The following is a 26,337-nucleotide window of genomic DNA, read 5'->3' on the forward strand; positions in this document are numbered from 1 at the left end:
GCTTGAGTTTTTACTAGAACGAATATCTCACATTGGCAAAATAAACCCGTCCTTCTTCTACATAACCCTCAGTCAAATAGTAGTTTTTATCAAAGATATTGGATACGCCCACATCAAGACTTAATCCTTTTTTAAAGGCGTAACTGATTTTAGTATCGGTGGTGCCAAAGCCTGATAGGGTTTCGTATTTTTTATTGACTAACGTATAACGCCCTGATTCAGCGGTTTGGCTTAAATAAACAGATAATTCAGGGGTGATTTTCCAATCAGCATAAGCAAAGAATTTATGGCGTGGCAAGTCAGTAACCTTAATACTGGAGTCGCCATTTTGGGCGTGAATGTAGGTGTAGTTTGCTCCAAGGGTTAAATCTTTGGTTACAAATGCCGATACGCCTAATTCAACCCCTTTATAAATGGCTTTATCCACGTTTTGGTTTTGCACTTCGGCAGTGGCATCATTAATTGCTACTTCATTAATCGCATCTTTGATATGGCTATAAAATAATGCTCCCTCTAGTTTAAATATGTCATTGAACGTACGGAAATAACCGATTTCAACATGATCTGCAATTTCAGGTTTTAAGAACGGATTGGGTAAGCGATTTCTACTCAGACTACGTGAATAACGCTCTTTCATTGTTGGTAAATGGCTTTTATGGGCATAACTTAAGCTTAACTCGTCATTTTGACTAAAGTTATGCACCACTTTGGCTTGATAATTGAAAGCATGTTGTGAGCTGGTATCAAATTCATATAAACCATAAGGTCCTCTTGCATAAAGGCGTTGATAATTTTGTGCTTGCACGGCATCTTTATAGTCATAGCTGATACCAACAATGGCTTTGGTGATATCCGTAAAACGATAAGTATCTTCTAAGCCAACACTGTAAGTACGATCTTCATTACGTGCCACAGGATCACCATCATTATGCTCACGGTGTACATCAAATTTGTAAAGTGCGGATAATTTTAAGGTATTATTCGCACTGGTATTTGCTCCAAATTCTACGCATCCACCATAAGAAAAATCGCGGTAATGGCTGTTAAATGAACTGCTTTTGTTTTGGGTCGTAAAGGTGTTGTCGTCATATACAGACAAATCATTATTGAATGTATCGTGGAATAATTTGCCGTTTAGATAATATTGACCGTCTGCAAATTCCGTATGGGATAAGAAATAGATACTTTCTTTATCCCACGCTGGCCAACGCCAAAATCTTGGTGTGCCATTACCTGTATAAAGTGGCTGTTGTTTTCTGGCATCTTGGTTGGAATAGGAAATCGCATATTCATCGGTGGCATTTGGTGTGTAACCCACACGTAAGCTGATTTTACGATCACGATTAGATGAATTTTCTGCTCGTCCACCATTCTCATAGCCGGTTGGTTGGAAATCACGTGAAAGTTGTAAGCCTTGACGTTCGACAAAGCTACCGCTCACTTGGGCATAGAATTTGTCTTGTTTAGTGCCTAAATTAAAATAGGGTTGATTCACGGCTGTGTGGCTATTACGTCCAGTTTGATAACCATAGCCGATCGTGCCTTCAAGAGCTTTGGTTGGTTTGCGAGTAACAAGGTTGACTGCACCACCCATGGTGTTGGCACCGTATAACACTGAACTTGCCCCTTTAGAAATATTGATTTCGGCTAAATCAAAGGTGGTAAAACGCCCTAAATCCATATTACCGTCATAGGGTACATAAACAGGAATACCATCAATAAATACAGGTACACGCAACGCATTAAAACCACGCACACGGATATTTTGTTCGCCCCTTGCTCCGCCACGTTCAAAAGATACACCAAGGGACATTTTAGCCACTTGAGCTACGTTAGTAATTTGGTTTTGACGAAGTTGATCTTGATTAACAGAAACGGTACTAATATCAGTACCATTTTCCACTACATCAATTTGACCAAGGGTAAACACTTCAGCGTAGCTTGTAGAACAAGCTACAGCTATAGCTGTGCAAATTAAAGTTTTTTTCATTGGTAATTTCCTTATTGGCTAGGGTTAAATCGTTATATAACGAATACGGGTAAAAGAATTAACATTCCTTTGGCAATAATCTACAAATGTTGCATTGTTTGCTTATAAGTTATCAAAATATAAATAATTATATAGCGACAGGTAAAAAAATTGAATGATTTTGTTAAAAATCACTCAATTTTTACGCGAAGAAATCATTTCTTCCAGCTCAAAAATGCCCATCTTTTCATAGCAGGACGAACATTTACGTTACCTTTATGTTGGTGGTAATAATCTTTCAATTTGGCAATTTCTACTTCGCTTAAATTGCTACCAATCGACCATTTTACGGTGCGAATAAAATCTTGTTCAGAAATCACCGCACTTTTTTCGGTTTGTGGTTCAAACAAACCGAAACCGCCATCTAAAAAATCTACTTTGACCTGATAGCCTTGCTGATACAGCATATTTACCGCATAAATATAATTGGGGAAACCAATCCCCTCGCGGTGGATAAATTTTAATACTTTACGATCCACAAAGTCTTTATCCACCGTCATGGTCATATACACGGCTTTTTTGGCTTTGGCATTGAGTTTATCTAAGGCAGCTTGTAAGTCGTTGACCATGGAAGAACGGGAAGAAACACAAATATCACATACTGGCACATCTTTCCAATCATCATCCCACGCACGTAGAATAGGAAAAATATTATGAAGTTCTAGCAGTTGGCTACGCAGTTGCAGTAAATTCAACATGCCTTGACTGTAATCCAAGCTATAAACTCGTTTCACATAAGGGGCGCAAGCTAAGGCAATAGCTCCACCACCACACCCCACATCTAACATGGAATCCACATTGTTTAAATCCATTCGGCTTACAAAATCTTGTACATAATCATTTTTTAAATCAAATTGACTATTTTGCATTTGTTCTGCTTTGCGATCCCAGTCTTGTGGTTGCTTTGGTTCTCGGGTGGCAAGTTGAACATGGTTTTTGTAGAGTTCAGCAAAGTTTATGTCATGGATCGTTTTCATTTTATTCCTCAAAGCATTAAATTTTTGGCTAATACATTAGGTTCTAAGTGGTAAATTTGAGCTAATAAAACTAAATCCATTACCTCTTTAGGTGTACCTTGTTTAATAATTTCACCTTGATACATCAACAATAAATTATCTGCATAACGAAACGCTTGTTCGGGTTGGTGTGTGGTGAAAATCACAGTCAAACCCTGTTGGCGTAATTGTTGAATATGTTCTAACACCCGAATTTGATTGCCGAAATCCAGATTAGATGTGGGTTCGTCCATGATTAAACATTGTGGTCGTTGAGCCAAGGCTCTGGCGATTAACACTAATTGCCGTTCACCGCCACTTAATGTCATATAGGATTTATCCGCTAAATGTGCGACACCTAATTGCTCAAGACTTTGTTGAGCGATCTGTTTATCTTGCTGATTGGGTGTGGCGTACCATGCGAGATAAGCGGTTCGCCCCATTAATACCACATCTAGCACTGTAAAGGAAAATACCCCTTGTTGAGCTTGCGGTACATAACCTATTGTACGAGCAAGTTGGGCTGCTGTCCAATTAAAGTGCGGTGTATTTTTAATCAGAATTTCACCGTGCAAGGGTTTAATTAAGCCTAACATAGTTTTGAGTAATGTGGTCTTGCCACAACCATTTGCCCCTAACAAAGCGGTAATTTTTTGTGTTGGAAAGGTAACATTCAGATTATCGGCAACCGTTTGTTGATAGCCTATACGTAAGTTTTTCAAGGTGATCATTGGCGTTCCCCTTTGATTAATAGGCTTAGAAAAAATGGTGCGCCGACAAAGGCGGTGATTACGCCCAATGGGATTTCAATGGCAAATAAACAACGTGCTAATGTGTCGGTGATAAGCAAAAAGGCTGAACCCAATAAAATACAAGTTGGTAACAACAAACGGAAATCCGCTCCACTCCAAAGTCGAGCAATATGCGGAATAATTAAACCGACCCAGCCGATAATACCCGTTACTGACACAACGGCTGATGTCATTAGCGTAGCACATAAAATAAAAATCAGCCGAGAGCGTTTAATATTAATTCCAAGAGCTGTCACTTCTTCATCATCAAGGCTTAATACATTCATTCGCCAACGTAATAGAATCAACGGGATTAAGGCAAATAGAACCAATGGAGCAACCAGTTTTAAGTCGTCAAAGCTGGTCATATTTAATCCACCTAATAGCCAAAATGTAATGGTGCTTAATTGGCTGTAAGGATCGGCAAGAATTTTAAGTAACGAAATACCTGCCCCCAGCAAAGCAGAAATGGCAACACCTGATAGCACTAGTGCCAGAATTGGATTTTGACGGCGGACTGTACTGGCGATGAAATAAACCAATCCCACGGCAAACAGTCCACCAATAAAGGCGAATAGCTGAATAATTGGCAAAGGAAAATCAAAATAAATCGCTGTTACTGCCCCAAGACCTGCTCCCGAAGTTACCCCTAAAATATCAGGCGAAACCAACGGATTTTTAAACATACCTTGATAGGTTACGCCTGCTACCGATAAAGCGATACCGACTAAAATAGCGGTGGCAATGCGGGGTAAGCGAATATTCCAGAGTACAATGTCTTGTTGAGAAAGCCCTTGTTGCGAAAGTTCGTTACCGAACTGGCTGATAGATTGCCAAATTTCCGTTAAAGAAAGCGAATATTGCCCTGAACTGACCGCAATCACAAGACTGATAATTAACAATGCCAAAGGCAACATTAAACGGAAAATTGGCATTTACTTACTCCAAAAGTGCGGTGATTTCTGTGGAAGAAATTTGATAACCGTAAAATAGACGGAAATAACGTTGCACTAAGTCATAGGCATTTTGCTGTGATAAAGCAGTCGGTTTTAATTTATAAGCTAACCATACACAACCTAATAAACGGTTGACGCTCGGTGGTGAATCTAGCCAATTAAACGGTAAACTTGGGGCTAAAAAAACTCGCTGATTTTTCACCGCAGTTAAACTTTGCCATAAGGTATTTTGTTGGCTATGTTGGTAAAAATTAGTATCTTGGGTCAAAATTAAATCGGGTTGCCATTGTAAAAGTTGTTCCATTGACACTCGAGCTAATTTTTTCTCACCTGCTCCATTTGCCACATTTTGTAGCCCTAACCAATCTAACACTTCAGTATGAATTGCCCCTTTTAATGCGGTTTCTAAACCATCAGATCCACGTCCTAAATAGACATTCAGATTATCCGTGGCACAAAGTTGGTGGGTTTTAGTTAAAATCTCATCAGATAAATCTGCTAAGGCTTTGGCTCGAATTGGTTGTTGTAATAATTCACCTAATTGTGTGAATTGTTGAGCTGAATCTGCTAATTTTCCCGCCACAATAAAATAAGGCAGTTGAGTTTGTTGGGAGATTTTTTCGGCAGTGGAAAGAAAGGTTTCACTGACGCTACCCACATCTACAATTAAATCGGCATTGAGGCTGACAATTTTTTCCACTGGAGCAGTAGAGGCTCGTCCTGCAATTCGCCCAATATGGGGTAAATTTTGAATTTGTTCCGATAAAAATTTCTTGGTATCCGTTTTTAATTCAGTGGCAATCCCCACCATTTTTTCAGGGCATAATGCCATTAATAATAAATCCGACACAAAACCAGCACTTAAAATCCGTTGCGGGATTTTATTCAAAATACCCGTACGGATAATTAGCGATTGGGTGGATTGGGAAAAGACAATAGGTGGTAGGGATAAACAAGAGAATCCTACCAATAGGGTTTTAATAAAACGGCGACGATGTTGATTGATAGTAAACATAGCGAATCCTTTGAATTTATTATAGATAAAACTATATAGCAAGCTAGTTAGAAATACAATAAGAAGCATAAAAAGGCTTAAACAGGCATCATGTTATTAGATTAAAAACACTTTAAAAAAGCACCGCACTTTTGTTCCTTACATAACCGAATTAAATTTCCCCTTAACGATTTGAATTTGTTTTAAATCAAAGAAATTGCAATTTTCACTCCAAAATGAGTTTTTTTATTTGATTCTTATTTCTATTATGAAGAAAATAGTGTCGCTATTTTATGAAAATAGCCAGATGCCTAATAATCATTTATTAGGTATTTGATTATATAGAGTTCATTGAATGAACCAAATTTTACGTTTTATCAAAAGGAGTTGAGATGAGCAATTATCCATGGAAAAGAACTTTGCTCGCCATTATTATTGGCATTGCGATGACATCAAATAGTTATGCTGAAGATATTGAAGAAAATGACGAGCAAGAACAAGCCCCCCAATATGAACAAGTAATTAATCCACAGCAACAAATCGGGTTGACCGATCAGATCTCTGAACAATATTCTGGTGAGGGTGTGAAAGTCGGTGTGATTGATTCTGGTTTTATGAATGAACATCCGTTATTTAATCAACAAAAATTACATTCCTTATCCTTTGAAATTACCGATGATGAAGGGAATAAAAAGACCTTTGATCCTAACCACTATGTAATTGAAACCGAACAAGATGAAAATGGTGAACAGGAAACCGTTTATTCAATGCACGGTGGTCAAGTATCTGGCATTATCGGTGCTAATCCGTTTAAGCAATATAATTATGCAGGTGGTGTTGCAAAAAATGCCGATATTTATGTGACAACCACTGTACCCAAACAAGATGATGATGCGGACGATTCAGATGATTCAAAAGATAGTGATAAACCACTTGAATTATTACTGGGCAACCAAGCAGAAATAAAAGATTACCGTAATATCATTGCCACCGCATTCACTAAACAAACGGAAAACAAAGTGTTTGTGATTAATAATAGCTGGAATGAAGATCCTGTGGGTAATACCGCTCAAGAAATGGATAATAAATATAAAGCTGGCATTGAAAAAGCAACAGATAATGTATTGCTTAATGCGATTAAAGATACGGTTAAAAAAGATACGCTTCTTGTCTTTGCTGCGGGTAATGAAAGCAAACAACAACCTGGGATTATGGCGGCTTTACCACGCTATTTACCTGAATTGGAAAAACATTATTTGTCGGTTATTGCTGTCAATGATGGGAAAAATATAGCGAAGTATTCCAATCATTGTGGAGTAAGCAAAAATTGGTGTGTCGCTGCACCAGGAAGTTTAACCGTACTTTCTACTAGTGGTGCTGATAAAAATCTCAAATTGCCAAGCCTTGAATTACAAGAAGGAACATCTTTGGCTGCCCCTGTCGTGACAGGATCTTTAGCCGTGCTAAAACAACGTTTTCAGTATTTTACAGCAACACAAGTGAGAGATACATTATTGACTACCGCCACGGATTTAGGGGCAAAAGGCGTAGATGATGTCTTTGGCTGGGGATTAATTAATCTATCAAAAGCAATAAATGGACCATCGCAACTGTTAAACAACGAAACCTATACGCTATCCAGCGATGATCGTTGGAACAACCCTTTAACTGGCGAATACCGCTTAACTAAACAAGGACAAGCGACTTTAACCTTGGCTGGAGAGAACAATCGTTTAAAAGAGATCAGTGTTGAAGATGGGAAATTAGCCTTAACTAATACGACTTTGGTGGATCAAATTAGTAATGAGAGCAAATTGGCACTCACTGCATTAACCATAAATCAAGCCTTTCATGCGAAAGCAGGTAGCCAACTTGAATTATTAGCACAACAGGCGTTTACTGCTCAAGGAAAAGGCACTGTAGTCAATTTAAATGGCGTATTATCTGTGGCGGAATCACTCAAACAAAATACTCAAGCTGGGCAAACTATTGCTGATGTATTAGTGGTGAAAAATGGTGCAACCTATACGGGTGGTTTTAAACAATTAATCTCTAGCGATACTTTGACAGCTAAGGGATTGCGGCAGGATTTGTATTTTAAAAATGATCGCATTGAATTAAAAGCTAACCCGAATCAGCCATTTACTGATCCACAAGCAAACAGTAACGGGCAAAACGGCTTGCAAGCGTTGAATGCGTTGCGTGATAGCAGTACGGCATGGAAAAAAGGTCTATATAATGATTGGTTGCAACATGCAATAGAACATAATGATTTACAGAATTTCCATTACGCTATTGGCAATACCATTTATGCTGATAGCCTTGATTTGTTGCGTAACAATGCAGCAATAGGGTTAACCGAAACGGATAATCATTTATATCGTTATCACGACAGTAAAACCGACAGTGTCAAAGTATGGGTTGAAAGCGATGGACAGAAATATAAATCCGATCATCATCAATTTGATCAAAAAACAGAAGTGAAAACCCGATATACAGGCATGGGATTTGCTTATAAAGCGGAGAAAAGCATATTGACGGGTAATCTGACTCGCACTAAATCCGATGTTACGAAAAATCAGGCATCTGCTACGATTAAACAAATTGAAGCCAGTGCGGCATTGCGTTATATGCCATTAGTCAGCGGTTGGTTTGTGGATGTTACAGGAAAAATCGCTCGTTTGGATTACAAACAAAACCGTCAATTCAATTCAGCTTCACTTGCTTCAGGTGCTAATAAAGGCTGGTTGTTTGGCAGCGAGTTGCGGACGGGGTATAACCTAGCAATAAATGACTGGTATTTAGAACCGAGTGCTGGATTGCAAGCGATTCGTTTGAATATGCAGCAATTAACCGAAAATGGCGAATTGGCAACATCAACCTCTTCTTTCCATAAAACAGATGTTAATTTATCAAGTGGATTGCATTTGAAAAAATCGTTTGATCTTAGTGATTGGAAAATCACGCCGAATTTCGATTTAAGTTATATTCGTCATCTTAACGGTAAACCAAGCTATTTAAAAAGCAGATTGAATGGTATTGCTATTCACAGTCAATCAACCACTTTCAGCAAAAATATAGCTGTATTCGGTTTGGGTATGATGCTGGAAAAAGGCAACTGGTTCGTATCCACCGATATTCATCGACAGGCATTTAAAAATGGAAAAGCGACAGATTGGCAGGCTAAAGTGGGTTTGAGTTTTTAAGGATATGCTGTTAGATAGTCATTAAAACATAAAAAGCCCAACTAAAAGATTGGGCTTTTTATTTAATTAGGCTAAATTAGAGAAATAAGTTAGCAAATAACAACCCAAAGCCTAAACTAAAGACCATACTTAATAAGCCTGGGATCATAAAGCTGTGGTTGAAAATGTATTTACCAATTCGAGTGGTACCCGTTGTATCAAAGTCGATTGATGCAATAATTGGACCATAGTTTGGAATAAAGAAATAACCATTTACTGCCACAAATACCCCGATTAAGATTGGGGCTGGAATACCCAAGCTAATCGCCAATGGGAATAAAGTTGCTACAGTTGCACCTTGGCTGTTGACTAACACAGATAATAAAAATAAAGCAAAGGCAAATGTCCATGGTGCGGTTTCAACTAAACCTGATACCATTTCTTTTACTTCTGTTATATGGGCTTGCATTAAGGTATCCCCTAACCAAGCAATACCGAAAATGGCAATGACTGCTCGCATACCTGCGTGGAAGACAGAACCTTTGGTAATTTCAGTACTGTCTGGTTTGCAGAATAAAATGATTAATGCACCAATAGATAACATCACGATTTCAATGGTATGTGCCATGCCCATTGGTTTGCCATCAAATACTGGGCGTAAGGACGGCACAGCACCCATTACTACCACTAATAATGCACCAATTAAGAATAAGGCGACAGATGGTTTTGCTGTTGGTTTTAATTTTATTTGGGCTAAATCAATATTGGTATTGTTAGCTTTCACATATTCGGGATCCTGCAATAATTTTTGATAATGTGGATCATCTTTTAATTCTTTCCCCATTTTATTAACGAAAATACAAGCCAAAAATAAACCTAAAAGTGTAGATGGAATCGTTACGCCTAACACATTACCTAGGTTGATACCTTGCGGTTCAAGAAATGCCACTACAGCAACAACTGCAGCTGCAATCGGGCTGGCTACAATGGCAAATTGTGAGGCAATAACAGCCATGGAAAGAGGACGTTCTGGGCGAATACCGTTGTGGCGACTCACTTCAGCAATGACTGGCAATACAGAATAAGCAACATGACCTGTACCTGCTAATACGGTGAATGTCCAAGTGACCGCAGGAGCAATAAAGGTAATATATTTTGGGTTACGACGTAAAATATTAGTCGCAATTTTGATCATATAATCTAAGCCACCTGCAGCTTGCATTGCCGCTGCTGCTGCTACTACCGCCATGATCATAAACATCACATCAATTGGTAAACCTGCTGGTTTTAATCCAAAACCAAAAGATAAAATTGCCAAGCCTAAACCACCAAAGACACCCAAGCCGATGCCACCGACTCGAGCCCCTACTAATATACATAATAGGACAATGGCAAATTGTACTAAGAACATGATAGACATAAGTTTCTCCATTAATAATGAAAATTTTATAAAAAATCACCGCACTTTGAAAAAATAAGTGAGTAATTTTTCGCTGGGTATGATACCTGTTTTACACATAATCCCCTAGTTAAATCAAAGTATATTCTCAAAAAAAGCAATAATCATCTGTTTGCCATACGAAAAATTCTAATCTGACGGATTAGATTATATACTGTGTACTTTTCCAATAATGTGATCTTGATCAACTTTTTTTTAACAAACTTTCGTTATTATTTTTACCACATTAAACCTAATTAAAAAGAAGGAGAAAAATCATGAGTAACACTCGTATTGAAGTCGATTTACTAGGTGAAAGAGAAGTATCTAATGACGTATATTGGGGTATCCACACATTAAGAGCAGTAGAAAATTTTAATATATCTAAAAACACTATTTCTGATGTGCCTGAATTTGTGCGTGGTATGGTAATGGTGAAAAAAGCCACAGCATTGGCAAATGGCGAATTAGGTGCAATTCCGAAAAAAATAGCCAATACGATTGTACAAGCCTGTGATGAGATTTTAGTTAAAGGGCGTTGTATGGATCAATTCCCGTCTGATGTGTATCAAGGTGGTGCAGGAACTTCGGTGAATATGAATACCAACGAAGTCGTAGCGAATCTTGCATTAGAATTGTTAGGTCATCAAAAAGGGCAATATGATATTATCAACCCAATGGATCACGTTAATGCCAGCCAATCCACTAATGATGCTTATCCAACAGGATTTCGTATTGCAGTTTACAACAGTATCGTTACCTTAATTGATAAGATCCATTATTTGCAAACAGGTTTTGAAAATAAAGCAAAAGAATTTGCTAATGTATTAAAAATGGGTCGTACCCAATTACAAGATGCCGTACCGATGACAGTGGGGCAAGAATTTAAAGCCTTTGCGGTATTATTGGAAGAAGAAGTGCGTAATTTAACCAACATCTCTAAATTATTGCTTGAAGTGAATCTCGGGGCAACTGCCATTGGTACAGGATTAAATACCCCTGATGGGTATTCGCAATTAGCGGTAAAATATTTAGCTGAAGTTACCCAATTACCTTGTGTTTTGTCTGAAAACTTGATTGAAGCTACTTCAGACTGCGGTGCTTATGTCATGGTGCATGGTGCATTAAAACGAACTGCGGTGAAATTATCCAAAGTTTGTAATGATTTACGTTTGCTTTCCTCTGGTCCAAGAGCTGGATTAAATGAAATCAATCTGCCAGAATTGCAAGCAGGTTCGTCCATTATGCCAGCCAAAGTCAATCCTGTCGTGCCAGAAGTGGTGAATCAAGTTTGCTTTAAAGTGATTGGTAATGATACTACGGTAACATTCGCTGCCGAGGCAGGTCAATTACAATTAAATGTGATGGAACCCGTAATCGGTCAGGCTATGTTTGAATCTATAGAGATTTTGGCAAATGCTTGTGTGAATTTACGCGATAAATGTATTGACGGCATTACGGTCAACAAAGAAATTTGTGAAAACTTCGTCTTTAATTCGATTGGTATTGTCACTTATCTTAACCCATTTATTGGTCATCACAACGGTGATATTGTGGGTAAAATCTGTGCGACCACGGGTCGAAGTGTGCGAGAAGTTGTGTTGGAAAAAGGTTTACTTACTGAAGCACAATTAGATGATATTCTGTCTGTGGAAAATCTGATGAATCCGACTTACAAAGCGACTCGTTTTGTTGACAAAGAATAGATAAAAAAACAAAAATATTCACCGCACTTTTTGATAAAAAGTGTGGTGAAAAAGTAGATATTTTTTAACGTTTAGGCAAATAACGTGTTGGATCCACAGATTTACCTTTGTAACGAATTTCAAAGTGTAATTTTACGCTATTGGTACCCGAATTACCCATTTTAGCAATTTGTTGACCTGCTTTCACTTGCTGTTGGTCACTCACTGCAATGCTGTCATTGTGAGCATAAGCACTTAAGAAATCATCATTGTGTTTGATAATGATTAAGTTACCATAGCCACGTAACGCATTTCCAGCATAAACCACTCGACCAGCCGCTGCTGCATAAACAGCTTGACCTTTGGAGCCACTAATATCAATCCCTTTGTTACCACCATCGGAATTAGAAAAGCCTTGTACTACTTTTCCCGTGGTTGGCCATTGCCAAGCAATGTTAGATTGTGGTGCTACTGAGTAACTACTACTTGAACCTGAAACTGCTGTAGCGGTAACTGTTCCTGCTGTGGCGACTGTACCAGTTGTACCTGCCACCACGCCTGTTGTTGATGTGGCTTGTTCAGCAGAGCCTGCAGTAGCTTTTACTGGACCTGTTACAGTTCCGTCAGAACCATATTGTGTCCCATTAGCTGCCGTAGTGTAAGTCACTTCTGGTTGTGTTGTTACTGTCACTTCCTTACATTCTTGTTTGGTTTCGGTGGTTACATTAGAACCATTAGAAGTTTTTAAGGTTTGCCCAACACTCAGTGTATAAGGCTCGCTCATTCCATTTAGACTCGCTAATTCTTTGACATCAATCCCCGCAATATAAGCGATCAAGAACATGGTATCGCCTTTTTTCACGGTGTAACTGTTAGCTTTGTAAAAACCTTTGTCAATTTTGCTGTAATCTGGTGCATTGGTTTCACTGTTACGTGGAATATTGATATTTTGGCTTTGGTTTGTTGCCACTTGCTTGGTTACTTGTACCGGAGTACACACCGTTTTCGTTGTTGTAACAGGTTGTGCAGATTGTTGAACCTGTTGTAATGTTGGGGTTGTGGTATTGGTAGTGCCTGCATAAGTACCCGCTTGATTTGCCACTGTTTGCGTGACAACTTGATCATTCATACCTGTTGGCATACTACTTGGTTGAACCTGCGGTTCCCAAGTGCTATTAGTATGAGTTTCTACAGGTTGCATAACACCTGGTGTCAATGTACCATCAACACTTTCAACGGGTGCAGAGTGGTTAGAACTTGAACAAGCCGTTAACACCAACGCAGTTAAAGGTAGTAATAAAAATGTCTTTTTCATAGTTAAAATCTCTTAATCATTGCATATTAGATGGCATTTGGCTTGCTTGAATTTCTGGCATAAAACTTCCTCCCTCTATGGCACCTGTTCCTGCTACAGGTTGCATAATGCCATTAGGTAATTGGTTTGGATCTTTGGGTTGTGGTGTCGGTTCTGCCGAACAAGCTACCAAGCCACAGATTATGGCGAATACAAAAATAAATTTTTTCATTATTTTTCTTACCTCAAAATTAAATAAGCAATTACAGCAAGTACGACAACGGACCAGCCGATTAATTCAATAGATTTGCGTAATTTCGCTGCAAATTTTGCACCGCCCCAAGCGGCTAATTTTGCGACCATAACAAATCGAGCAAAACGAGAAATAAAAGCGGTAGCGACAAAAGGCAAAAATGCCATTTGCATTACCCCTGCTGCAATAGTAAAAATCTTATAGGGAATAGGTGAAAAACCTGCGACAAACACAACTAAAATTCCCCATTTTTCAAACCAAGAAATTGCGGTGTCCCATTGGTTTTGATAACCTAGTTTAATAATATATTCTTGAACTAAATCAAAGGAATAATAACCTAACCCATAACCAATCATACCACCTATGGCAGAGGCAAGTGCGGTGTAAAATGCGAATTTTAATGCACTTTGGGGTTTAGACATGGACATGGGAATTAGCATCACATCTGGCGGAATAGGGAAGAAAATGGCTTCTATGAAACTCACTAAACAAAGCCAAAAGGTAGCAAAACGATGCTTTGACCATTGCATCATTTTATCATACATAGTACCGAAAATTTTCAAAATTATATCCTGTTCTAATTGCGATAAGCATGAAAGCGTTATTATTCACTTTCTAGCCAGTTTTGTAAAGCCACGATTGAATGATGAGCCGTCATATCTGGTTGGATCGGGGTGATTGCCACATAACCATTTTGTACTGCATAAAAATCTGTTCCCTCCCCATCTTCATCAGGCAAGCCAGCAGGACCAATCCAGTAAATTACTTCGTTACGAGGATCTTGCTGTTTAATAATTTCTGCCGCAGATAATCGATTTCCTAAGCGACAAACCTGTATGCCTTTCAGTTCATGATAGGGTAAATCAGGCACATTGATATTGATAATTTCACGGCTTTTGAGTAAGTTACCATGTAAGCGTAAAACAAGATCACATACCACTTGAGCTGCGGTTTCATAATGTTGGCGACCATCTAAAGATACTGCAATAGCGGGTAAGCCCAAATGGCGACCCTCAAATGCGGCAGCGACCGTACCTGAATAAAGGGTGTCATCGCCTAAATTTGCCCCTGCATTAATACCTGAAACCACTAAATCAATTTTGCCAGACAAGAAACCGTTCAAGGCTAAATGTACACAGTCAGCAGGCGTGCCGTTAATACAATAATCCCCATTGTCTAATTTGCGTGGACGTAGTGGTTCAACTAAGGTTAATGAATTGGAAGCGGCACTGCGATTCCGATCGGGGGCAACCACAATGACATTTGCCAAGCGACGTAGATGTTTGGCTAGAATTTGAATTCCTTCGGCGTGATAGCCATCATCATTAGATAATAATATATTCATGTTGCTTTCCTATTGTTATTCTTCTGTTAACGCCAATTCTCGCACTAATGCTGTAGCATAACTGCCAGCTGGCAAATAAAAATGCAGTTTTAATCCAGATTCTACAAACTGCCAAGAAAAATCTTGTGGTTGCATTAATAATGGGCGACGTGCGGGTTTTAGTCGTTCTTGTTGCATTAATTTTTGTAATGTTTTATGTTCCGCAACAATCATATTTTCTACATCAGATGCGGGCTGTACGATTTCACCTATTAACGGAGCAGTGAGTAAAATATCTCGCTTTTCTAACCGCACTTGTAAAGCGGACAAATCTTCGTGTTCATCTACCACAAACCAGCTATGCGAATCGTTTAATTGTACAATATCCTGCGGTAGAATTTGTGTTGCCAAGCCCATTTCAATACGTTTAGATACAACTAAATTAAACACTTCGCTACGGCTTGCAGAAAGATAAAAACTGCGTTTTTTACGATCCTTGACCTGAATTTCACCTTTTGCCCAACGCATGGCTTGGATTAGATTATGCCCTTCTCTACCGAAGCGTTGTTCAGTGAAATAATTGGGAAAACCGACATTGTTTAGATTTTCTAACCGCACTTTTAGTTCATCGGTTTCTACCAGATGACGTAATAAAATCTCAAAATAGTTACCAGCTAAACTGCCAGTACGGATTTTACGATTATGCCGAGTAACCTCAAGAATTTCCACACCATCTAACTGAAATTTGTCAAAATCAGGCGTGGGTTGACCTGGCATTTGCAAACAGAACCATTGTTCCGTAATCGCATGGCGATCTTTTAAGCCAGCATAGTTCATATTACGCACGGATAGATGACAAAAATCTGCTAATTTTTCACCTACGAATAAGGTATTTGCATTGGTTTTGCGAACCTTTACGGCGACAAATTCACCCGCACCAGACATTTCATAGCCGAGATGTTCTTTTACCACAAAATCCGAGCATTCTGCTTTCAAAAGTGCGGTCTGTTTTGGACGAGTTTGTAAATAGGCTAAATCTAACATTAGGCTTTTACCAACAATATCACCGCTTCGGTTGCAATCCCCTCACCACGTCCAGTAAAACCGAGTTTTTCTGTGGTGGTGGCTTTCACATTTACTTGTTCAAGCTCACATTGCAAATCTGTCGCAATCACAGCTCGCATAGCATCAATATGCGGTCGCATTTTGGGGGCTTGAGCGATAATGGTTACATCGACATTGCCGATTTTATAGCCTTTCTGTTGCACTTGAGCAAAAGCTTCACGCAGTAAAATACGGCTATCAATATCTTTAAATTGCATATCCGTATCAGGGAAAAGTTTGCCTATATCGCCTAATGCCACCGCACCAAGTAAAGCATCTGTTAATGCGTGTAATGCCACATCACCATCACTGTGTGCAATAAAACCTGTATGATAAGGCACCGTCACCCCAGCAATAATTAATGGGCGATCTTGCCCAAAAGCATGTACATCAAAGCCGTGTCCGATTCGCAGCATAGTGTTTTCCTTATTATTTTTGTTTAGACAAATAAAATTCCGCTAACGCCAAATCTTCAGGGCGAGTGATTTTGATGTTATCGGTTCTGCCAGTAACTAAGTGTGGTTGAAATCCAGCAAATTCCATGGCAGATGCTTCATCTGTAATAGATAAACCTTGTTGTAAGGCTGTTTGTAAGGCATTGCGTAATAAATCCACGGGGAAAAATTGTGGAGTTTGAGCCAACCAAATTTGATTGCGATCTTCGGTTTGTTGAATTTGTCGCTGATTAGTTGCTCGTTTGATGGTATCTACCGCTGGTATGGCTAGAATTGCACCATTTGGATCTTTGATTGCTAACAATTTGTCTATATCAGCATGGGTTAAGCAAGGGCGAGCAGCATCATGTACCATGACCCAAGTGTTCTCAGTTATCGCAATCTGTTTTAATCCGTTTAGTACGCTATCGGCTCGTGTTTCACCGCCATTAATTACACAAATTTTTGGATTTGCCAGAAAAGGTAGTTCGCTTAAATAGGGATCATTGGGTGCAACCGCTAAAATGATTTGATCAAAATTTACTGGGTGGCTGAGTAAGACATTCAGGCTATGCTCTAAAATGGTTTTTGCTTGAATTTTTAAATATTGCTTAGGTTTATCCGCTTGCATGCGTGAACCGATCCCAGCCGCAGGTACGACAGCCACAATTCGGCGATTTTCAAGGGCATAAAGTGCGGTGTTTTTTGCTTGATTTTTTACTGTCATTAGTTATTTTCTTTCACAATGCGATAAAAGGTTTCGTTTGGTTTGACCATCTCGTATTGTTGTCTGGCACGTTCTTGAATCGCATTAACACCGTCTTTTAGGTCTTTGATTTCAGCCGAAATAACTTGATTACGTTGCAAAAGCTTCATATTTTCTTCTTTTTTTAGTGCAATTTCTTCAGTGGTTTGTTGGTTGTCAAAATAGCCATTTTTACCAAACCAAAAATCATATTGGAATAGCATTAGAACAGCGATGAGCAAGATAGTTAATAAACGCATAATGTTGTTAATTTAGATGGATAAATTTATTTTGATAGTTTAGGGGAAAAAAGGGTATAAAACAAACACAAAATCATCCTTTTTCATTTTTGAGAATTTTATAGCGAGATTGCTAATACTAAGAACTTTGTTCTTTTTTGTTAGAAATTTTGCTTTTTATTGGTTATTTTGCAGACAAGCGGTATAATACCTTAAAGTTGTGGGTAGTTTAAGGAGAGCATAATGTTAAAAAATTTATCACTGGTGATTGTATTAGCCTGTTTATCCGCTTGTTCATCAGTGACATCTTACATTCCATTTATGGGGAATGACAAAAAGGTGATTGATTTGGAGGAAGAACAAATTGATCAGAAATCTTATGCAGTGGCTTATTCTGCTACTACACAAACCTATAAAGGCACGGTAAAAGAAGATTATGATGTGAATTCTTTTACTAGTGGGGTGAATGATTGGTATTTAGGTCGAATTTTAGTTTCTGTTGATCAAGTAAAAGCGAAGTTAGCATCGGGTATTGATAGTAATATTCATGCTTATTATAGCGGTGTAGTTTTTGCCTCGGATTTGCAAAATAATTTTAGTCGGTTAAGCAAAGACTGTTGGTCTAAAATTGATCGCCCAAGTATGACCCAAGGGATTTATGATGCGATGCGTGATTTACAAAAAGATCGTACTAAATCGGAAGATGATGAATACCTTAGTAAAGGTAGTGAACAGTTATTGAGTGTTTGTAAATAAAGTGATGAGTTAGGTTCTTGGTGATACAAGAAACTAACTTTTTTTTTCGTTAAGGAGATATGCCGAATGTTTAATTTACCCGAAAATTATATTCATCTTGCTGCACAAGCAGAGAATAAACAGCAAGCTATTGAAATGGCTGCCGCTGCATTGAGTGAGGCTGGATTAGTCGAGCCAGCTTATGTGCAAGGTATGTTAGCTCGTGAACAGCAAACTTCCACCTTTTTAGGTAACGGAATTGCAATTCCACATGGCACTTTGGAAACTCGTTCTTTAGTTAAGGATACGGGGGTGGCTGTATTCCAATTTCCACGAGGCGTTGAATGGAGCGAAGGCAATACGGCTTATGTGGTGATTGCGATTGCAGCTCGTTCTGATGAACACTTGACTTTATTACGTCAATTAACCCAAATTTTAGACGATGAAGACACCGCAGCAAGATTAGCCACAGAATCTGATGTGGGTAAATTTCGATCTTTATTATTAGGTGAACAGCAAGTTTTAAATGTTTCTGCTGAAACGATTACGCTTGATGTGGACACTGATAGTTTACTCACCTTGACCGCAATTAATGCAGGTAAACTAGAAAGCCAAAGTGCGGTGGAAAATAGTTTTGTTTCTGAAGTGATTGGCTCACCAGCATTATCGCTTGGTCATGGGTTATGGTTAACAGATAGTACGGTGGGTAATCTGAAAAATGGGTTAGCTTTCAGCCGTGCCAAAAATAATGCGTTAGCTGTAGTTACGGTATCCAGTAAAGATGATGGCGTGAATAATGTATTAGCTCGTTTGCTTGAGCCAAATGTACAACAATGTTTATTGCAAGGTTCTGTTGCACAGATTTTATCAGCATTAAACGGTGAGGAAATAGTGGTTAATAGCCAACAACCGAGTGATGCGAAAAAAGTGGTTATCGGTACATTTACTATTCGTAATGAACATGGTTTACATGCTCGCCCAGGAGCGCTGGTGGTAAGCATCTTAAAATCATTCCAATCTCAAATTACGGTACAAAATTTAAATCGTGAGAGTAAAGCGGTTAATGCTAAAAGTGCGATGAAAATTGTGTCTTTAGGTGCAGTGCAAGGTCATCGTTTACGCTTTATTGCTGAGGGAGAAGATGCGTTAGTGGCAATACAAACGCTAGGTAAGGCTTTCGCTGAAGGATTAGGTGAATCCCCAGTGTTAACTGCATTGACTGAACCTGATAGCATTGAAGTGAAATCTATAAATGCTGAAAGTGCGGTGCAAAAATCAGCAGAAAATCCAGAAACAGCATCTGAGCCATCTATTGAAGCGACATTCACGCTTTCAAATGAGCATGGTTTGCACGCTCGACCAGCTACTATGTTGGCAAATGAAGTGAAAAAACATAATGCCAGTGTGGCAGTACAAAATTTAGATCGTGGTACGGCGTTAGTCAGTGCTAAAAGCGTAATGAAAATTGTATCTTTAGGGGCAGTAAAAGGACATCGTTTACGCTTTGTCGCCACTGGTGAACAAGCTCAACAAGCTATTGATGGTATTGGTGCAGCGATTGCGGCTGGTTTAGGTGAATAGGAGCAGAAGAATGGTAAGAGTAGCAACTATCACCCTAAATACCGCTTATGATTTGGTCGGGCGTTTGGCTCGTATTGAATTAGGCGAAGTCAACCAAGTCGAAACATTAGGTCTATTTCCTGCAGGTAAAGGGATTAATGTCGCGAAAGTATTAAACGATCTGGGCGTAAAAGTCGCTGTTGGTGGTTTTCTTGGCGAAGATAATTCTGGTGATTTTGAACATCTGTTCCAAAATCTTGGTTTAGAAGATCGTTTCCAACGTATTGCAGGTAAAACTCGGATTAACGTAAAAATTACCGAAACCGAAGCCGATGTTACTGATTTGAATTTCTTGGGCTATCAAGTGCAACCACAAGATTGGCAAACCTTTGTGATTTCATCATTAGATTATTGCCAGCAATTTGATATTGTGGCAGTGTGCGGAAGTTTGCCTCGAGGTGTGAGTCCCGAGCAATTTGCTGAGTGGTTAGGTCAGTTAGCTAAAGTCGGTGTGAAAGTGGTGTTAGACAGTTCCAATGCGGCATTAAGCGAGGGATTAAAAGCAAATCCGTGGTTAGTCAAACCCAATCATCGTGAACTTGAAGCGTGGGTTGGTCAACCGTTAAATTCTATTGATGAAATTATTCAAGCCGCAAAGAAATTACAAGCTCAAGGTATTGAGAATGTAGTGATTTCAATGGGGGCGAAAGGATCATTATGGTTAAGTCAGACAGGCATTGTGCGAGCAGAGCCACCACGTTGTGAGAATGTGGTAAGTACTGTTGGTGCAGGTGATTCTATGGTGGCTGGCTTGATTTATGGCATGGTGAATCAACTTTCGCAAGCGGATAGTTTGGCATTTGCCAGTGCGGTATCAGCATTTGCCGTATCACAAAGTAATGTGGGTGTGAGCGATCGTCAGTTGTTAGATCCTATTTTACAACAAGTTAAAATAACAGTTATTGAAGGATAATTTATGCGTATTTTTATGACATTTTCTGAAAACGTTGGACAAGCCAAAGCCTTTTTAATTCGTCAACGTTTAACTCGAGCGGCTCAAGCGAAAAATATTCAGTTAGCTGAACAAGCGGAGAAAGCGGATGTAGTTTTGGTGGTGGGAAAAACCTTGCCAAATTTAACCGCACTTCAAGCTAAAAAAGTAGCATTGGTGGAGCTAGAAACGGCTTTCCAATCTCCTGAGCAGGCATTAGTCCAAGCACAAAATAATGCGGTAGATTATGTTGCACCAGTACAAAGTGCGGTGCAAACAGGCGTAATTTCTGGACGTAATATTGTGGCGATTACCGCTTGTCCTACAGGGGTAGCACATACCTTTATGTCAGCGGAAGCGATTGAAAATTATGCTAAAAAAATGGGCTGGAACGTGCGAGTGGAAACTCGTGGTCAGGTAGGAGCAGGTAATCCGATTACTGAGGAAGAAATTAAAGCAGCTGATTTAGTTTTTGTGGCGGCAGATATTGATGTGAATTTGGATAAATTTCAAGGCAAGCCAATGTATCGTACTTCTACGGGATTAGCTCTGAAGAAAACCGCTCAAGAATTTGAAAAAGCCTTTGCGGAAGCCAAGGTATATCAGCCGAGTGCTAGCGTTCAAACGGAACAAGCCAAAACTGAACGGAAAGGGGTTTATCAGCACTTAATGACAGGTGTATCTCACATGTTACCGATTGTCGTTGCGGGTGGTTTGTTAGTGGCAATAGCCTTTGCATTAGGCGGTATTTATGTGGGTAATGAAGAAAATGCGGGGACACTAGGTTACGATATCATGAAACTTGGCGGTGCAGCGTTTGGGTTAATGATAGCGGTATTCTCTGGTTATGTTGCCTATTCTATTGCAGACCGTCCTGGGTTGGCAGTTGGTTTAGTAGGTGGTTCATTAGCTGCCAGTGCGAATGCAGGTATTTTAGGGGGGATTATTGCGGGTTTTCTCGCTGGTTATGTGGTGAAAGGGTTAAATCATCTGATTAAATTACCAGCCAGTATGGCATCCCTTAAACCGATTCTCATTTTGCCTTTATTTGGCACAGCAATAGTCGGTTGGTTGTTAATTCATTATTTAAATCCACCCGTTGCCTTTGCAATGAAATGGCTTGAAAGCTGGTTAGCAGGCTTAGGTTCAACTAATGCGATTTTCTTCGGGGCGTTATTGGGTGGAATGATGTGTATTGATATGGGAGGTCCAGTCAACAAGGCTGCTTATGTGTTTGGTACAGGTCTATTAACCTCACAAATCACCACCCCAATGGCTGCGATTATGGCAGCAGGTATGGTGCCACCGATTGGTATGGCGATTGCCACTTGGATTGCTCGTAGTAAATTTGATGATGCCCAACGCAACGCTGGTAACGCAGGTTTTGTATTAGGACTTTGCTTTATTTCAGAAGGTGCATTGCCATTCGTAGCAGCAGATCCATTACGTGTAATTTTATGTAGTGTTATCGGTGGGGCAACCGCTGGAGCAATTTCAATGAGTTTAAATATTAGCTTACCAGCACCACATGGCGGGGTATTCGTTGTACCATTGGTTTCTCAACCGTTAATGTATTTAGGTGCCATTGCGGTAGGATCTATTGTTACAGGCTTGTTGTATGCGATGATTAAACCAAAATTGGCGAAAGTATAATTAACCTATATTTCTCGTTGATCGGTAAATTAAACCCTGTGCGTTGGCGTGCAGGGTTTGTTTTTTTTACTATTTTTTACTAAAATAGTGTTCATTAATAATGAATACTATTGTTTGATAGTATCAAACACTTTGGGGTAAATATGATTTTAAAGTCTGAATTAGCAAAAACCATTGCCAACCAACGCCAGCGGTTAAAAACGTTGGATAGTTATCCACGAAAAATGTTAAGCCAAATTCATTTGTTACCTGATTTTGTTTTAGTCGTGTCAGGTATTCGCCGTAGTGGCAAAAGTACGTTGTTAGCTCAGTTGATCGATAATCAACAAGAAAATGACTATTTATTTTTGAATTTTGATACTCCGCAACTGTTTAATTTTGAGTTTAACGATTTTGCTTTGCTAGATGAAATTATGCAAGAAAACACCGCACTTTCTACCTTGTATTTTGACGAAATTCAGGTGATTGAAGGTTGGGAAGTTTATGTGCGTGGCAAGTTAGACCAAGGTTATCAAGTAGTAGTCACTGGATCTAATGCGTCCTTATTAAGTCGTGAACTTGGTACAAAGCTGACGGGGCGACATATTAGTAGAGAGCTTTTCCCGTTCTCTTTTGTAGAATTTTGTGAATATTTAGAATTGGAGAAAAATAGTCAATCCGTGAATGATTATTTAACTTTGGGCGGTTTTCCACAATATCTGCATTGGCGTGATGAAGAGATTCTAACCAGTTTGCTTAATGATATTCTGTATCGGGATATTGTAGTACGCTTTGGGATTCGTGATGAGCAATCAATGAAACGGTTAGTGTTATTTTTGGCTGGCAATGTGGGTAATCTTATTTCTGCTAATAAATTAAAACAAAGCCTTGAAGTTAAAAGCACGTCAACGGTACAAGAATATTTGAATTATTTAGAACAAGCCTATTTAATCCAGCTTGTGCCTAAATTTTCTTATTCTTATAAAAGTCAGTTGGTTAATCCAAGAAAAGTATATTTTATTGATAACGGCTTACAGCAAGCTATTAGTCCATCTTTTACGCAAGATAATGGGCGTAAACTAGAAAATGCGGTTTTTGGGGAATTACGCCGACAATATCAGGAAATTTATTATTACAATGAAAATAATAAAGAATGTGATTTTGTGGTGTGTCAAAATAACCAACCTATTTTGCTGCTCCAAGTTTGTTGGCAATTAACTACAGAAAACCAAGAACGAGAACAAAATGGCTTGTTAGATGCTATGGTGTATTTCAATATGGATCGGGCTGTGATAATTAGTTTTGAACAGCAAGATAAAATATTGATTGGAGAAAAAGTGATTGATATTGTGCCGTTTGGAACTTTTTTTACTGGGAATTAGAAAGATAGCAAGTATCAATCACTTTTTGATGTAAATTAGGGTTATTTATGTTTTCTCATATTCAATCCCCACATTGTAAAAATAATCACTAAACCTATCAGATCGGTCATTGTTTCTGGCACGATTAAACACAATGCACCCAAGGCAATGACGATACGTTGCCAAATTGCGAGTGGAGCCTTGAAATAGCCTTCCAGAGCCGCTGAAAGGGCGATGACACCGATAATGGAGGTAATAGCCACAGTGGCAATCTCGTAATAAGCAGGTATATTAAAATCTCTTGCTGTTACTGCCACGTTTGTGGTATCAATCATTAACATTGTTGGATTATACACAAACATAAACGGCACGATAAATCCTGCCAATGCCAATTTAAGTGATTGCCAGCCTGTTTTCATTGGATCGCCCCCTGCAATCCCCGCCCCAGCAAACGCCGCCAGTGCAACAGGTGGGGTGATATTGGCGAAGATACCAAAATAAAATACGAACATGTGAGCAATTAATACGGGAATATTAAACGATGCCAAAGCTGGTGCTGCCATTGTGGCAGTAATGATATAGGCTGGAATGGAGGGAATGCCCATTCCTAATACCATGGATGCAAGCATTGTTAGGATTAAGGTTAAAAATAATGATCCTGCTCCTAAGGTGACAATAGATGATGTCATCACCGTGCCGAAACTGGTTAAATTGACCACGCCGATCACAATGCCCACCACAGCACAAGCCACCATCACCGATAACGATTGTTTTGCTCCGTCTTGTAGTGCTTCAATGATGTCATATACACCCATTCGGGTTTCAGCTCGCAACCAACTCACAATGACGGTAAAAGCAATCGTATAAGTGGCAGCATAGCTGACAGGTACATTGTTGGCTAGAAAATAGACTAAAGCGACAATCGGTAATAACATATGTCCACGTGCTTTAAGGACTTCCTTGATTTTGGGTAAATCGGCTTTTGGCATACCTTTTAGATTATTTTTCCCTGCCCGAAAATGCACCTGCATAATCACCCCGAGATAATAGAGTAAAGCAGGTAATACAGCAGCGAGAGCAATGGTAGAATAGGCTACACCTGTGGTTTGAGCCATAATAAAGGCGGCTGCTCCCATAATGGGTGGAAGAATCTGCCCACCAACGGATGCACTGGCTTCCACTGCACCTGCAAATTCTTTGTTGTAGCCAATTTTTTTCATTAATGGAATGGTAAATGCCCCCGTCCCTACCACATTTGCTACCGCCGCCCCATTAATACTCCCCATAAAACCACTGGAAATGACGGCGACTTTAGCAGGTCCACCTTGTTTATGACCTGCTAAGGCAAGGGCTAAATCGTTAAATAATTGCCCCATTCCTGAACGAGCTAAGAACGCCCCAAATAAAATAAACAGGAAAATAAAGGTGACGGATGCCCCAATTGCGGTGGAGTATAGTCCTTCGGTTTTTAAAAAGAGTTGCCCGAAGATATCCCCTAAATCGTATGGTCTGGTGAGTAACCGATTCGGCATAAAACTTAAGTGGCTAATAAAGGGATAAGCTAAGAAAATCAGCGAAAATACAGGCAATATCCAACCTGTTATTCGTCTTGCCCCTTCTAATACCGTGATAACAGTGATCATTGAAATCACAATATCTAATGTGTTTGGTATGCCCCCCCTGACCGTCATAATATCTTGATATTGGAAGATGATATAGATAGCACCAGCGAAAGAAGCCAGCACCCATACCCAATCATACCAACTGATAGTTGTGCGAGAACTGCGTGCAGATGCAGGATAAAGCAAGAAAATTAATCCCAAACCAAAGGAAACGTGAATGGAACGTTGGATCAACTCAGGTAATGGATTGAAAGTAATATAAAGGTGAAATAGCGAATAAGCTATCGCTAAAAGAGCAATAATGATCCGTACTTTTCTATCTTGCGAATGACGCGTAACAGACTCTCTATCGTATTGTTCTAAAATGGCTTGTGTATCAACCTGAGCATCTATACCTGAAGTTAGCCTAGATTCATTGGTTGAAACGGGATTCGTTTGTATTGTCGTCATTGTTGCAACTCTCCATAAATAACCACTTTATATAAGGGTGCGTTATTGGGGAAATATGTACCACAGTGTGTTCAGGTACAAGTTGGTAAATTGGCAAATAATGATTGTTAGATAAAATCACCCCTTGCATCACAGAAGACACCACCCAATTTAACTCATCAAAAGCGAGATGGCTCGCTAATCCCACATAACCATCAGGTGCATTAATCGGTCGCCCAACAGATGGTGTACCCGCCCCAAAGGTTTGCATATAACTATGTGTTAATAAAAGGTGTTGTTCTTGTCGTTGATAATCTTCTTGCCAATATTGTTTTTCCACTGAATGTCGCCATTTCAAACTAAATTCATCTTCATTCCAAACACAAGTTAAGGGCTTTCTGTTATTTTGTGTGCTTTGAATCAGGATATGTGTTGTTGGCGTTAGGGCAATGAATAGGATTATCCCCAGCAATAAAAACAACAGGCTACCAAGAATCTGTTTGCGATAACCTGTTGTTTTTCGGTTATTTATCATAGAATC

23 protein-coding genes are annotated in these 26,337 nt (G+C 39.3%); 7 read left to right on the top strand and 16 right to left on the bottom strand.

Features of this window, described 5'->3' with window-relative positions:
• Positions 1–13: 13 nt before the first annotated feature.
• The 5 genes from O1Q81_RS01675 to O1Q81_RS01695 all read right to left on the bottom strand — a co-directional run bounded on the left by O1Q81_RS01675 (position 14) and on the right by O1Q81_RS01695 (position 5,786).
• Positions 14–1,990, bottom strand: a complete 1,977-nt coding sequence (locus tag O1Q81_RS01675; RefSeq protein ID WP_386697898.1) for a TonB-dependent receptor plug domain-containing protein — start codon at positions 1,988–1,990, stop codon at positions 14–16.
• 194 nt (positions 1,991–2,184) lie between these two features.
• Complete coding sequence (locus O1Q81_RS01680; protein ID WP_386688681.1) at positions 2,185–3,006, bottom strand: class I SAM-dependent methyltransferase; 822 nt, start codon at positions 3,004–3,006, stop codon at positions 2,185–2,187.
• A gap of 8 nt (positions 3,007–3,014) precedes the next feature.
• Positions 3,015–3,755 carry an ABC transporter ATP-binding protein gene (locus tag O1Q81_RS01685; RefSeq protein ID WP_386688678.1) on the bottom strand — a complete coding sequence of 247 codons (741 nt, stop codon included), beginning with the start codon at positions 3,753–3,755 and terminating at the stop codon, positions 3,015–3,017.
• Positions 3,752–4,750, bottom strand: a complete 999-nt coding sequence (locus O1Q81_RS01690) for a FecCD family ABC transporter permease (protein ID WP_386697900.1) — start codon at positions 4,748–4,750, stop codon at positions 3,752–3,754. Before O1Q81_RS01690 ends, O1Q81_RS01685 begins: the two co-directional genes overlap by 4 nt.
• 4 nt (positions 4,751–4,754) lie before the next feature.
• Positions 4,755–5,786, bottom strand: coding sequence for an ABC transporter substrate-binding protein (locus O1Q81_RS01695; RefSeq protein WP_386697902.1), 1,032 nt, complete (start codon positions 5,784–5,786; stop codon positions 4,755–4,757).
• 371 nt (positions 5,787–6,157) lie between these two features.
• Here O1Q81_RS01695 and O1Q81_RS01700 point away from each other — a divergent pair, with 371 nt between their 5' ends.
• A complete protein-coding gene (locus O1Q81_RS01700; protein WP_386697904.1) occupies positions 6,158–8,971 on the top strand; it encodes a S8 family serine peptidase in 2,814 nt (937 codons plus the stop codon).
• 76 nt (positions 8,972–9,047) lie between these two features.
• Here the strand turns inward: O1Q81_RS01700 and O1Q81_RS01705 are convergent, their stop codons facing one another.
• The gene (locus O1Q81_RS01705; RefSeq protein WP_386697906.1) at positions 9,048–10,370 is read right to left on the bottom strand and encodes an anaerobic C4-dicarboxylate transporter; all 1,323 of its coding nucleotides are present in this window, start codon (positions 10,368–10,370) and stop codon (positions 9,048–9,050) included.
• Between the two features lie 296 nt (positions 10,371–10,666).
• On the opposite strand from O1Q81_RS01705, the gene aspA reads away from it, so the two are divergent.
• Positions 10,667–12,094 (top strand): aspartate ammonia-lyase, encoded by a 1,428-nt coding sequence (gene aspA, locus O1Q81_RS01710; RefSeq protein ID WP_386697908.1) that lies wholly within the window; start codon positions 10,667–10,669, stop codon positions 12,092–12,094.
• Between the two features lie 64 nt (positions 12,095–12,158).
• Here the strand turns inward: aspA and nlpD are convergent, their stop codons facing one another.
• From nlpD to ftsB, 8 genes are read right to left on the bottom strand one after another with little or no spacing between them, the layout of a single operon-like run.
• Positions 12,159–13,388, bottom strand: a complete 1,230-nt coding sequence (gene nlpD / locus O1Q81_RS01715; RefSeq protein ID WP_386697909.1) for a murein hydrolase activator NlpD — start codon at positions 13,386–13,388, stop codon at positions 12,159–12,161.
• 16 nt (positions 13,389–13,404) lie between these two features.
• Positions 13,405–13,599: a hypothetical protein gene (locus O1Q81_RS01720; RefSeq protein WP_386688658.1), complete on the bottom strand. Its 195-nt coding sequence runs from the start codon at positions 13,597–13,599 to the stop codon at positions 13,405–13,407.
• A gap of 8 nt (positions 13,600–13,607) precedes the next feature.
• Positions 13,608–14,183 carry a YqaA family protein gene (locus tag O1Q81_RS01725; RefSeq protein ID WP_386697911.1) on the bottom strand — a complete coding sequence of 192 codons (576 nt, stop codon included), beginning with the start codon at positions 14,181–14,183 and terminating at the stop codon, positions 13,608–13,610.
• 41 nt (positions 14,184–14,224) lie between these two features.
• A complete protein-coding gene (gene surE / locus O1Q81_RS01730; protein WP_386688652.1) occupies positions 14,225–14,965 on the bottom strand; it encodes a 5'/3'-nucleotidase SurE in 741 nt (246 codons plus the stop codon).
• Between the two features lie 15 nt (positions 14,966–14,980).
• Positions 14,981–15,988, bottom strand: a complete 1,008-nt coding sequence (gene truD / locus O1Q81_RS01735; RefSeq protein ID WP_386695360.1) for a tRNA pseudouridine(13) synthase TruD — start codon at positions 15,986–15,988, stop codon at positions 14,981–14,983.
• The gene (ispF, locus tag O1Q81_RS01740; protein WP_386697912.1) at positions 15,988–16,464 is read right to left on the bottom strand and encodes a 2-C-methyl-D-erythritol 2,4-cyclodiphosphate synthase; all 477 of its coding nucleotides are present in this window, start codon (positions 16,462–16,464) and stop codon (positions 15,988–15,990) included. Before ispF ends, truD begins: the two co-directional genes overlap by 1 nt.
• A 13-nt stretch (positions 16,465–16,477) precedes the next feature.
• Entirely contained in the window at positions 16,478–17,209 is a 732-nt protein-coding gene (gene ispD, locus O1Q81_RS01745; protein WP_386697914.1) for a 2-C-methyl-D-erythritol 4-phosphate cytidylyltransferase, read from the bottom strand.
• Positions 17,209–17,487: a cell division protein FtsB gene (ftsB, locus tag O1Q81_RS01750; protein WP_386688643.1), complete on the bottom strand. Its 279-nt coding sequence runs from the start codon at positions 17,485–17,487 to the stop codon at positions 17,209–17,211. The genes ispD and ftsB overlap by 1 nt, the downstream gene beginning before the upstream one ends.
• Positions 17,488–17,709: 222 nt before the next feature.
• Between ftsB and O1Q81_RS01755 the strand changes: the two genes are divergently transcribed.
• The 5 genes from O1Q81_RS01755 to O1Q81_RS01775 all read left to right on the top strand — a co-directional run bounded on the left by O1Q81_RS01755 (position 17,710) and on the right by O1Q81_RS01775 (position 23,766).
• Complete coding sequence (locus O1Q81_RS01755) at positions 17,710–18,222, top strand: hypothetical protein (protein WP_386695368.1); 513 nt, start codon at positions 17,710–17,712, stop codon at positions 18,220–18,222.
• A 66-nt stretch (positions 18,223–18,288) separates the two neighbouring features.
• Positions 18,289–19,782, top strand: a complete 1,494-nt coding sequence (gene fruB / locus O1Q81_RS01760; RefSeq protein WP_386697915.1) for a fused PTS fructose transporter subunit IIA/HPr protein — start codon at positions 18,289–18,291, stop codon at positions 19,780–19,782.
• A gap of 10 nt (positions 19,783–19,792) precedes the next feature.
• The gene (fruK, locus tag O1Q81_RS01765) at positions 19,793–20,734 is read left to right on the top strand and encodes a 1-phosphofructokinase (RefSeq protein WP_386688636.1); all 942 of its coding nucleotides are present in this window, start codon (positions 19,793–19,795) and stop codon (positions 20,732–20,734) included.
• Between the two features lie 3 nt (positions 20,735–20,737).
• Positions 20,738–22,405: a fructose-specific PTS transporter subunit EIIC gene (locus O1Q81_RS01770; protein ID WP_386697917.1), complete on the top strand. Its 1,668-nt coding sequence runs from the start codon at positions 20,738–20,740 to the stop codon at positions 22,403–22,405.
• Positions 22,406–22,548: 143 nt separating this feature from the next.
• Positions 22,549–23,766 carry an ATP-binding protein gene (locus O1Q81_RS01775; RefSeq protein ID WP_386688632.1) on the top strand — a complete coding sequence of 406 codons (1,218 nt, stop codon included), beginning with the start codon at positions 22,549–22,551 and terminating at the stop codon, positions 23,764–23,766.
• A gap of 41 nt (positions 23,767–23,807) precedes the next feature.
• Here O1Q81_RS01775 and O1Q81_RS01780 read toward each other — a convergent pair whose 3' ends face one another.
• Both O1Q81_RS01780 and O1Q81_RS01785 read right to left on the bottom strand, forming a co-directional pair.
• On the bottom strand, positions 23,808–25,817 hold the full coding sequence (locus tag O1Q81_RS01780; protein ID WP_386697918.1) for a TRAP transporter permease: 2,010 nt from the start codon (positions 25,815–25,817) through the stop codon (positions 23,808–23,810).
• Complete coding sequence (locus tag O1Q81_RS01785) at positions 25,780–26,331, bottom strand: DUF1850 domain-containing protein (RefSeq protein WP_386697920.1); 552 nt, start codon at positions 26,329–26,331, stop codon at positions 25,780–25,782. Before O1Q81_RS01785 ends, O1Q81_RS01780 begins: the two co-directional genes overlap by 38 nt.
• Positions 26,332–26,337 lie beyond the last annotated feature (6 nt).

The sequence above is a fragment of the Lonepinella sp. MS14436 genome, from assembly GCF_042470565.1.
GTDB lineage: Bacteria > Pseudomonadota > Gammaproteobacteria > Enterobacterales > Pasteurellaceae > Lonepinella.